Here is a 7,946-nt window from a genome sequence, read left to right on the forward strand (position 1 = left end):
TCGCCACTTCGGTCTCGCCGCGCCAGATTCGTCCAGCCCGGTGCGGGATATGTGGGATGCGGGCGCGCCCTGAAAGAGCGAACGTAGCGTCAGAGGACCCGGCGAGGGCATGCAACCAGGTCAGCGCTGAGGGGCCAACTCGCCGAGCCGGTGATTGCAGGACAGGACACCGTCGAAAGCGGCTTCCAAACGCGTCTCTGAACGCTCAGCGCCCTCGCCCCCGCTTCCGCGCAAGCCCATCAAAGCCCCGGCGTAACAATCTTCCGCAACGTGTCGTCCTCGCTCGGCGTATCAAGATGCGACACGTCAGCCCACGATTTCACCGTCGCCTTGCCGCCGTCAAAATCCACCACATTGACGCTCGTATTGAGCAACGCATAGTCACGCGGCACTTCCAGCGACAGATCGCGCGCGAACCGGTAGACGCAATCCAGCACGCCACCGTGCGCAACGCACGCAACACGGCCTCCGGGATGCGCGGCAACGATCGGGACGATCGCATCCATGACGCGGTGGTAGAACGTCCGCATCGATTCGCCTTCCGGCGGCGCAAAGCCCGCGTCGCGGCTTTGCCAGCGCTCGTATTCATCCGGATAGCGCTCGGCGATCTCGTCGCGGTCATAGCCCTGGAACGCGCCGTAAGAACGCTCGCGCAAACCTTCGCGCAATTGCAGCGGCAGACCGAGGACATGCGCGATAGGCTGCGCAGTCTGCTGCGCGCGCTGCAGGTCGCTCGAATAGATCGCATCTAGCCGGGCGCCTTGCTGAGCTTCGTCTGCGAGGCGGTGCGCGAGACGCTCGGCCTGCTCGAGACCGCTCGTCGCCAGTGGAATATCAATGAACCCCTGAATCCGCTTCACGCGGTTCCATTCGGTCTCGCCGTGCCGGATAAAAAGAATCTGTGTGGACATGAGATGGGAGTAGGCGTCGCTAGCCGGTTGTGCCAAGACGCTATTGTCGCAAAAGCGGCTCAGGGCCGTGCGAAGGGTGAAGTCTGGCTCAGGCGTGCGTCTGCAGCCAGAACGTCACGGGCCCGTCGTTGACGAGCGAAACCTGCATTTCCGCGCCAAATTCGCCGGTCCCGACAATCGGGTGCTTCGCGCGGGCCGCTGCCACGAAGTAGTCGAACAGACGCTTGCCCTCGTCGGGCGGCGCGGCCGGCGTGAAGCTCGGACGCAGGCCGCTGTTTGTGTCCGCTGCCAAAGTGAATTGCGACACCAGCAGTAGGCCGCCGGCGCGGCCGGCACCGTCGATGTTCTGCAAGGAGAGATTCATTTTGCCGGCCGCATCGCTAAACACCCGGTAGCCGAGCATCTTCGCGAGCAAGCGGTCGGCCGCGGCTTCGGTGTCGCCGCGCTCGGCGCACACCAGCGCCAGCAGCCCCGCTTCGATCGCGCCCGTGACACGTTCGCCGACTCGCACTTCCGCGCGCCGGACCCGTTGAATCAGCCCGATCATGAGCGGTGTTCCATCACGCCGTTAGCGTGATGCGCGCAAAACGACGCTTGCCAACCTGCACGACGTACTCGCCGGCTTCGACCTTCAGGCCCTTGTCCGACACCGTCGCGCCATCGATCTTCACACCGCCCTGCTCGATATTGCGCAGCGCCTCGCTGGTCGACGGCACCAGGTTTGCCTGCTTCAGCAGTTGGCCGATCGCAAGCGGTGCACCCGCTAGCGTGACAGCCGGAATATCGTCCGGCACACCGCCCTTCGCGCGATAGTTGAAATCCTCGAGCGCGCGCTCCGCGTCAGCCTGCGAATGGAAACGCGCGACGATCTCTTGCCCAAGCATCACCTTGAAGTCGCGCGGATTACGCCCGCCTTCGATTTCCTTCCTGAAGCCGGCGATCTCGTCCATCGGGCGGAACGACAGCAGTTCGAAGTAACGCCACATCAGGTCATCCGAAATGCTCATCAGCTTGCCGAACATATCGGTCGGCTTCTCGCTGATACCGATGTAGTTGTGCTTCGACTTCGACATCTTCTCGACGCCATCGAGGCCTTCGAGCAATGGCATGGTCAGGATGCACTGCTGTTCCTGGCCGTACTGCTTCTGCAGCTCGCGACCCACCAGCAGGTTGAATTTCTGGTCGGTGCCACCGAGTTCGAGGTCGGCATTGAGCGCGACCGAGTCGTAACCCTGCATCAGCGGGTAGAGGAACTCGTGAATCGAGATCGGCAGCCCGCCTTGATACCGCCTGGTGAAATCTTCACGCTCGAGAATCCGCGCGACTGTGTAGCGCGACGCCAGCTTGATCATGCCGTCGGCGCCGAGCGGCATCGACCATTCGCTGTTGTAGCGAATTTCGGTCTTCTCGCGATCCAGCACCAGCGCAGCCTGATCGAAGTAGGTCTTGGCGTTGGACTCGATCTGCTCGCGCGTGAGCGGCGGACGCGTGGCGTTGCGCCCCGACGGGTCGCCGATCAGCGAGGTGAAATCGCCGATCAGGAAGATCACCGTATGCCCGAGATCCTGCAATTGGCGCATCTTGTTCAGCACGACGGTATGGCCGATGTGGATATCGGGCGCCGTCGGATCGAGACCGAGCTTGATGCGCAGCGGCGTGCCGGTGGCCGCGCTCTTCGCGAGCTTCTGTGCGAACTCTTCCTCGATCAGCAACTCGTCGACGCCGCGCTTGGTAAGGGCTAGCGCGTGGCGGACTTCGTCGGTGATCGGGAAGGCGGGAGTGGGCTTGGAGGTGGGCTCGGTGCTCATGCTGTAACGGGAGGTCGCAAAAGAAGAGATTGTCCCATAGATGCGCGCCGCCGCGCGGCCGGAAAGCCGCCATCCGCCTTAGTCGCTGTCAAGCGGACTACCTTACCTGCGCGAGCGCTGCTAATCTGCGAATACAGTTCGCAATGAACAACTGACAGGAGCAGCAACGTGGCGCAAGAGAGTACGGCGGACGGCGTCTATCTCGGGTTGATGTCGGGTACCAGCATGGACGGCGTGGATGGCGTCGCCGTCGAATTCGCCAAAGGCAAGCCACCGGTCGTGCTTGCGGAAGCCTTTGTCGGCTTCGCAGAGAGCCTGCGTGAGGCGCTGTTCGGTCTGCAGCACCCGGGCGAGAACGAGATCGAACGCGAGGCGCTAGCGGCCAATGCGCTCGCTACACGGTACACGGTCTGCTGCCATGAATTGCTGCGCGCGGGCAATCTGTCAGCCGTGGACGTGCGGGCGATCGGCGTACACGGCCAGACCGTGCGGCATCGCCCCGAGAAGGGCTATACGCGCCAGATCAACAATCCGGCATTGCTGGCGGAAATGGCCCGCATCGACGTTATCGCCGACTTTCGCAGCCGCGATGTCGCCGCGGGCGGCCAAGGCGCGCCACTGGTGCCTGCCTTTCACGCAACGGTGTTCGGGGCGCCGGGCGAAACGCGTGTGGTCTGCAACCTGGGCGGGATCAGCAACATCACGATTCTCAACGCCGCCGGCAGCGTGCGCGGTTTCGACTGCGGGCCGGCCAATGCTCTGCTGGACGAGTGGGCGCAACGGCACCTCGGCAAGCCTTATGACGAAAACGGACATTTTGCCGCCAGTGGCCAAGTTGACCGACGGTTACTGAATGCACTGCTCGACGAACCGTTCTTCGAGCAAAAGCCACCCAAAAGCACCGGCCGCGATCTGTTCAACCCCGCGTGGCTCGACGCCAAATTGCAAGGCTTCGCCGGCGTGGTACCCGCCGACGTGCAGGCCACGCTCGTTGCGCTGACAGCTATTACGGTGGCGCGGGAAATCGAGCGGCACGCGTCGGATGTCCGTGCAGTCTACGTGTGCGGCGGCGGCGCGCGCAATCCGGCCTTGATGAAGGCGATTCAAGGCGCGCTCGAGGAGACTGGCGTGAGCGGCGTACCAGTGCTAACCACCGAGGCGCTCGGCGTGCCGCCCCATCAGGTCGAGCCGCTGGCATTCGCGTGGCTGGCGATGCGTTGTGTGGCGCGCGAGCCGGGCAACCTGGCGGCCGTCACTGGCGCTGCGGGCGAACGGGTACTGGGCGCGATCTATCCGCGTTGAGGGATCCGATGGGGAGCGCGGACGCACAAATAAAAACGGGGCTTAAAAGCCCCGTTTCCGTGTACCGCCAGTGCAACTTTCGATCGCTTAGACCGAGAACGACGAACCGCAACCGCAGGTGGTCGTGGCGTTCGGGTTCTTGATCACGAACTGTGCGCCGTTGATATCGTCTTTGTAGTCGATCTCAGCGCCAACCAGATACTGGTAGCTCATCGAGTCGATCAACAACTGGACGCCGCTCTTGTTCATCACGGTATCGTCTTCGTTGACGGCTTCGTCGAAGGTAAAACCGTATTGAAAGCCCGAGCAGCCGCCACCCTGCACGAATACGCGCAGTTTCAGCTCCGGGTTGCCTTCTTCGTCGATCAGCTGCTTGACCTTGTCAGCCGCTGCGTCGGTAAAAACGAAGGGGCTAGGCATCTCGGTCACGGGGGTGTCAATGACTGCGTTCATTCGAACTCTCCAAAAAAAGCTTCTGACCGCTATTGTAGGGCTGATCTCGATATCGTGCCGAAGCCCACAAAATCAAGGGGTTCTCTCTGGCGAGCAGCGATCGCGCCCGCGTGACGCCCAGATACGAAAAAAGCCGCCAACGCAAACGCGCCGGCGGCTTTTGCAGTGACCCGGCCCGAAGGCCAGAGCACACCGAAGCGATTAACGCTTCGAGAATTGCTTCCTGCGACGTGCCTTGTGGAAGCCGACCTTCTTACGTTCGACTTCACGAGCATCACGCGTAACGAAGCCAGCCTTCGACAGTTCCGGCTTCAGCGTTGCGTCATAGTCCATCAGCGCGCGGGTGATGCCGTGGCGAACCGCACCGGCTTGACCCGTTTCACCCCCACCCGACACGTTGACCTTGATGTCGAACGTGACGCCGTGGTTCGTGAGTTCCAGCGGCTGACGCACGATCATCAGCGACGTTTCGCGCGAGAAGTACTCAGCGATGGGCTTGCCGTTGACAACGATGTCGCCCTTGCCTGCCTTGATGAACACCCGTGCAGTGGCGCTCTTGCGGCGGCCCGTGCCGTAATTCCAGTTACCGATCATGTGGGCTCCCCTTAGATCTCGAGCGCTTTCGGCTGTTGTGCCGAATGCGGATGCGTTGCTTCAGCGTAGACCTTCAGCTTCTTGATCATCGCGTAGCCGAGCGGGCCCTTCGGCAGCATGCCCTTGACCGCTTTCTCGAGCGCGCGGCCCGGGAAGCGTTCCTGCATCTTGCCGAACGTCGTTTCATAAATACCGCCCGGGTAACCCGAGTGACGGTAGTACTTCTTGTCCGTGGACTTGTTGCCCGTGACACGGAGCTTGCCGGCGTTGATAACGATGATGAAATCACCGGTGTCGACGTGCGGAGTGAATTCTGGCTTGTGTTTGCCGCGAAGACGGTGTGCCACTTCGCTGGCGACACGCCCGAGAACCTTATCCGTCGCGTCAATCACGTACCATTCGCGCGTAACCTCATGGGCTTTTGCGGAAAATGTCTTCATGATCGATCCAAAAATAATTGCTGCGCCCAGTGTTTTTTCCTGCTTGTAATGTGCGCATCGAGGCGCGTGCAGGCTCTCCCTGTTCTTCCTCCGCGGGCACGAATGCGGAAAAGCCTTGGATTATAAAGGAAATTCCGGCCTCAGGTCAAAATTTGAGGCGACCGGCGAGCGGGCGAAAAAAAACCCGAACGAGCGGTTCGGGTTTAATCCACCAAAGGAGGAGGGTGGAGGAGACATGCGAAGGTTGTCTGACTGCGGCAACCAATGAAAACGATTATATGAGCCGACCTTGTGCGACGCAAGAATATTTGCATTGCGAAATTCGATTTCATAATGTGGTTGACATCATGATGCCCCACCTGGCCTGCAATCTTCTTTAAGATCAAATATATAGCCCCGATCCGGTGCGGTTTCCGGCGTGAAAAACTAGAGTAAAACCCCTAACCTGATCAGGGCAATCCCTCACCGTCAAACCATGCCGCACTGCAGCACGCAAGGTGCCAACGAGCATAAAGACGCGCCAGAGTGCCCTCGGACGAACGCGCAGACCTCGGGCTACAATGGCATTTCGAATGCAGGTTATGCGAGCTGGGGTACGGGATGGAATGCAAAGTAAGCTGGATGGGACAAGACGGCATGGCGTTCGCCGCCGAAACGGGTAGCGGCCATCTTGTCGCTATGGACGGCGCGCCCGAAGGCGGCGGCCGCAATCTGGCTCCGAGACCGATGGAAATGGTGCTGCTCGGCACCGGCGGCTGCACCGCGTACGACGTGGTGATGATCCTGAAAAAGAGCCGCCAGGAGATCGCCGGATGCTCGGTGACCCTGAAAGCCGAGCGGGCCAGCGAAGATCCGAAAGTGTTCACGAAGGTTCACTTTCACTTCACCGTGACCGGCAAGAACCTGAATCCGGCCACCGTAGAACGGGCAATCAACCTGTCGCACGACAAGTACTGCTCGGCGTCGATCATGATCGCCAAGACTGCCGAACTAACGCACTCGTTCGATATCGTCGCGGGCTGAGCCAAACGCCAGCGCAAAGCACCGAAAAGCACCAAAAAGAAATGCCGGCATCCTCACGGATGCCGGCATTTTTCTATTCAGCGGCAAAGCAGGCCGATAAGCCGGATTCTGTGCACACGCCGCGCCGAAGCGCCGCGCGCGTGGCAGTCATTCCTCTAGACGCGCCATTACTGACGCGCTCAAGCTTCCTACCCGCAGACGTGACGGGGGCCCCATCCTGCATCTCGAAGATGCTAGCCTGCCTACTTGGAATTGCTCCGGGTGGAGGTTACCGTGCCGGTCTGCCTCGCAGCAGCCGCGGTGCGCTCTTACCGCACCGTTTCACCCTTACCTGATCCCGGCTTGCGCCGGGCCATCGGCGGTTTGCTTTCTGTTGCCCTGTTCCGCGTGTTGCCACGGATGGCCGTTAGCCATCACCCTGCCCTATGGAGTCCGGACTTTCCTCGCCCTCGTTGGCCGAAGCCGCAGAGGCCGCGACTGCCTAGCCTGCTTTGCTGGTGGGATTTTAACATTAAGTGGTGGCGACGGCCTGGAGGGATGTGAGAGCCGTACGGCGGTTTCAAGCTGCGAGGAGCGGATTGAGCACGGCGTGAATCGACGATCATGCGGCTTTTGGGTTACCGGACCCGGCGCCCGGCGCGAAACACAGCGCGGTCGTCATAGAAAGATGGCGCGTCGTTTTCGGACCACCATCCGGGAATACCGAGCACCGGAAGCGGCGCAAACAGACGGCTCGTCAGTTCCTCCGCGGACAAAAGAGCGGCGCTAACCGCGTCGTCGAGCCACGCATCGCGGGACGCCCTCGGCCAGGAGAAATACTCGGCCGGGACGTCGACGATCCACGTATGGCCAGTACACGCCTTATACGGCGAGATCAGCTTTTCCAGCAGCGCGTGGCCAAAGCAGCGCACCTCGCAACGCGTATCCCATGCTGCGCGATTTGCGACCAGCAACGTACCCCAGTCGAAGCCGCGCAATGCGCTGCTCAGCGCCGGGTCGGCGCACGCGAACAACAGTGCATTCTCGTCGAACAGGGTCAGCGCGTCCCGCACGCCACCACGCGTCGGACCAACGCCCAGCGAATCTATCGCTGTGGATTGCCGCGTGTTCAGCGCCGCCTTGATCCGTGGGAACGCAAACCAGACCGAAGCGTTGAAAAAATCGTGCAGGTTGTGGCGCGTCGGTACGCAGCCGGTCGAGGCGATATGCGCCTCGTAAGCCGCGCCCGGCGGTAGATCGTCCTGGGCGATGAACGCGAGCCGTTGACCGCGGCCCGTGGTATGGCCGGACTGCTGCGCATCGGCATTCATTTCGGTGAGCAGTGCGGCGTAGCTCGTCAACGCTGCCTGCTGCCAGCGCACGCCACGCCCGGCGAACTGGGCGAACCAAGGCAGCGACCAGTCGATATCGGCGAA

Annotated in this window: 9 protein-coding genes and 1 other RNA gene; 2 read left to right on the forward strand and 8 right to left on the reverse strand. The window is 61.4% G+C overall.

The window, feature by feature from the left end; all coding sequences use genetic code 11:
- Positions 1 to 239: 239 nt before the first annotated feature.
- The 3 genes from M0954_RS25210 to tyrS all read right to left on the reverse strand — a co-directional run bounded on the left by M0954_RS25210 (position 240) and on the right by tyrS (position 2,719).
- The gene (locus M0954_RS25210) at positions 240 to 911 is read right to left on the reverse strand and encodes a histidine phosphatase family protein (protein WP_297356141.1); all 672 of its coding nucleotides are present in this window, start codon (positions 909 to 911) and stop codon (positions 240 to 242) included.
- Between the two features lie 88 nt (positions 912 to 999).
- The gene (gene dtd, locus M0954_RS25215; protein WP_123384835.1) at positions 1,000 to 1,458 is read right to left on the reverse strand and encodes a D-aminoacyl-tRNA deacylase; all 459 of its coding nucleotides are present in this window, start codon (positions 1,456 to 1,458) and stop codon (positions 1,000 to 1,002) included.
- A 13-nt stretch (positions 1,459 to 1,471) separates the two neighbouring features.
- Complete coding sequence (gene tyrS, locus M0954_RS25220; RefSeq protein WP_297356143.1) at positions 1,472 to 2,719, reverse strand: tyrosine--tRNA ligase; 1,248 nt, start codon at positions 2,717 to 2,719, stop codon at positions 1,472 to 1,474.
- 168 nt (positions 2,720 to 2,887) lie between these two features.
- Here tyrS and M0954_RS25225 point away from each other — a divergent pair, with 168 nt between their 5' ends.
- Entirely contained in the window at positions 2,888 to 4,021 is a 1,134-nt protein-coding gene (locus M0954_RS25225) for an anhydro-N-acetylmuramic acid kinase (protein WP_297356145.1), read from the forward strand.
- A gap of 87 nt (positions 4,022 to 4,108) precedes the next feature.
- Here the strand turns inward: M0954_RS25225 and erpA are convergent, their stop codons facing one another.
- The 3 genes from erpA to rplM all read right to left on the reverse strand — a co-directional run bounded on the left by erpA (position 4,109) and on the right by rplM (position 5,508).
- Positions 4,109 to 4,474 (reverse strand): iron-sulfur cluster insertion protein ErpA, encoded by a 366-nt coding sequence (gene erpA / locus M0954_RS25230; RefSeq protein WP_297356148.1) that lies wholly within the window; start codon positions 4,472 to 4,474, stop codon positions 4,109 to 4,111.
- A 201-nt stretch (positions 4,475 to 4,675) separates the two neighbouring features.
- On the reverse strand, positions 4,676 to 5,068 hold the full coding sequence (gene rpsI / locus M0954_RS25235) for a 30S ribosomal protein S9 (RefSeq protein ID WP_074302436.1): 393 nt from the start codon (positions 5,066 to 5,068) through the stop codon (positions 4,676 to 4,678).
- A gap of 11 nt (positions 5,069 to 5,079) precedes the next feature.
- Positions 5,080 to 5,508: a 50S ribosomal protein L13 gene (rplM, locus tag M0954_RS25240; RefSeq protein ID WP_074262452.1), complete on the reverse strand. Its 429-nt coding sequence runs from the start codon at positions 5,506 to 5,508 to the stop codon at positions 5,080 to 5,082.
- A gap of 600 nt (positions 5,509 to 6,108) precedes the next feature.
- Here rplM and M0954_RS25245 point away from each other — a divergent pair.
- Positions 6,109 to 6,531, forward strand: coding sequence for an OsmC family protein (locus M0954_RS25245; protein WP_074265838.1), 423 nt, complete (start codon positions 6,109 to 6,111; stop codon positions 6,529 to 6,531).
- An 81-nt stretch (positions 6,532 to 6,612) separates the two neighbouring features.
- Here M0954_RS25245 and rnpB read toward each other — a convergent pair.
- Both rnpB and M0954_RS25255 read right to left on the reverse strand, forming a co-directional pair.
- Positions 6,613 to 7,024: RNase P RNA component class A (gene rnpB / locus M0954_RS25250), an RNA gene on the reverse strand.
- Between the two features lie 124 nt (positions 7,025 to 7,148).
- Positions 7,149 to 7,946: DUF3025 domain-containing protein (locus M0954_RS25255; RefSeq protein ID WP_297356149.1), on the reverse strand; the 798-nt coding region annotated here is incomplete at its 5' end.

The sequence above is a fragment of the Paraburkholderia sp. genome (assembly GCF_026225065.1).
GTDB lineage: Bacteria > Pseudomonadota > Gammaproteobacteria > Burkholderiales > Burkholderiaceae > Paraburkholderia.

What these genes read in the sequence shown, in the direction of transcription:
- tyrS (WP_297356143.1), bottom strand. Translation starts at nt 2,719, where the DNA reads ATGAGCACCGAGCCCACCTCCAAGCCCACTCCCGCCTTCCCGATCACC.
- dtd (WP_123384835.1), bottom strand. Translation starts at nt 1,458, where the DNA reads ATGATCGGGCTGATTCAACGGGTCCGGCGCGCGGAAGTGCGAGTCGGC.
- rplM (WP_074262452.1), bottom strand. Translation starts at nt 5,508, where the DNA reads ATGAAGACATTTTCCGCAAAAGCCCATGAGGTTACGCGCGAATGGTAC.
- M0954_RS25245 (WP_074265838.1), top strand. Translation starts at nt 6,109, where the DNA reads ATGGAATGCAAAGTAAGCTGGATGGGACAAGACGGCATGGCGTTCGCC.
- rpsI (WP_074302436.1), bottom strand. Translation starts at nt 5,068, where the DNA reads ATGATCGGTAACTGGAATTACGGCACGGGCCGCCGCAAGAGCGCCACT.
- erpA (WP_297356148.1), bottom strand. Translation starts at nt 4,474, where the DNA reads ATGAACGCAGTCATTGACACCCCCGTGACCGAGATGCCTAGCCCCTTC.
- M0954_RS25210 (WP_297356141.1), bottom strand. Translation starts at nt 911, where the DNA reads ATGTCCACACAGATTCTTTTTATCCGGCACGGCGAGACCGAATGGAAC.